Raw genomic sequence first — 1,581 nt, forward strand, 5'->3', positions numbered from 1 at the left:
GGCTGCTGCTCCACCATGATGCGGCAACGGGCACGCTTGCGACCATCGACGGGCGCGAGATGGCCCCGGCCTCGGCGAGCGAGAAGCTGCTGCTCGGCGCGGATGGCAAGCCGCTGCCGTTCATCGAGGCGTTTCAGGGTGGGCGCAGCGTCGGCGTGCCGGGCAATATCCGGCTGATGGCGATGGCGCACCAGAAATGGGGCAAGCTGCCATGGGCCGATCTGTTTGGCCCGGCGATCCGGCTGGCGGAAGAGGGCTTTGTCGTCAACGATGCGCTGGCCCGGGCTCTCGCCCGGCTCGCGCCGATCTGGGCGCGCTTCCCCGATGCGCGCGCGATCTACTGGAACGCGACCGGTCCCAAGAAGGTCGGCGACCGGGTGACAAATCCCGCGCTTGCCGAACTGCTGCGCGCGGTGGCCAAGGGCGGGCCCGATGCCTTCTACACCGGCAAGAACGGCCAGGCGCTGGCTGATGCGGTGACCAAGGCCAGCGTCAATCCCGTACCCATGACCATGGCCGACCTTGCCGCCTACAAGGCGAAGGAGCGCCCGCCGGTCTGCTCGCGCTATCGCGGCTACAAGATCTGCGGCATGGGCCCGCCCTCCTCGGGCGCGACGACGGTGCAGCAGATCCTGGGGATGCTCGAGCCGCACGATATCGGTGCGCTGGGGCCGGATAATGCCAAGACCTGGCACCTGATCGGCGAGGCGATGCAGCTCGCCTATGCCGATCGCGAGAGCTATCTGGGTGACGCCGACTTTGTTTCGGTCCCGGTCAACGGCCTGCTCGACCCGGCCTATGTGAAATCGCGCGCGGCGCTGATCGATCCCGACAAGGCACTGAACACATATGAGGCGGGCACCCCGCCGGGCTCTGAGCCGCGCACCGCCGCATTGTCGAGCGAAGTCGCGGGCACCACGCATTTTGTCGCGGTCGATGGTGCGGGCAATATCGTCAGCATGACCTCGACGGTCGAAGGCCCGTTCGGCAGCCAGCTGATCGCCAACGGCTATTTCCTCAACAACGAGCTGACCGATTTCACCTTCGCGCCCGAGAAGAACGGCAAGAAGGTCGCCAACCGGGTGCAGCCGGGCAAGCGCCCGCTGTCCTCGATGTCGCCGCATATCGTCTATGACGCTCAGGATCGCCCGGTGCTCGCGGTCGGTTCGGCGGGCGGCAAGCGCATCATCATGCACGTCACCAAGGCATTGATCGGGGTGATCGATTTCAAGCTGCCCGCCGGTGAGGCGCTGGCGCTGCCCAATATCTATTTCGGCAACGGTTCGCTGATCGTCGAGGGCAAGACGCCCTTGGGCGGCATGAACGAGGCGCTCGCCGCGTTCGGACAGCCGGTGGTGGTCGACGAGCTGGGATCGAAGCTCAATGCGGCGCAGTTCAACGGCAAGGGCTGGACCGGCTATGCCGATCCGCGCAGCCCGGGCGTCGCGCTCGCCGAGTAAGGCGCGCTTTCGACCAAGGCGGCGCGGGCTTCGACCAGCACAAGGCCGCGGGGCAGACAGGCGGGTCATCGCAGGTTAAGACTGGCTGTGATGAAACTTCCTGTTCCCCGCGCCATAACCC

Annotated in this window: 1 protein-coding gene; it reads left to right on the forward strand. The window is 66.5% G+C overall.

Annotated features, from left to right (window positions below):
• Positions 1–1,460: gamma-glutamyltransferase family protein (locus tag AX735_RS17615; RefSeq protein ID WP_066282838.1), on the forward strand; the 1,460-nt coding region annotated here is incomplete at its 5' end.
• Positions 1,461–1,581: the final 121 nt, after the last annotated feature.

It is taken from the genome of Blastomonas sp. CCH1-A6 (assembly GCF_001556365.1).
Classification (GTDB): domain Bacteria; phylum Pseudomonadota; class Alphaproteobacteria; order Sphingomonadales; family Sphingomonadaceae; genus Blastomonas; species Blastomonas ursincola.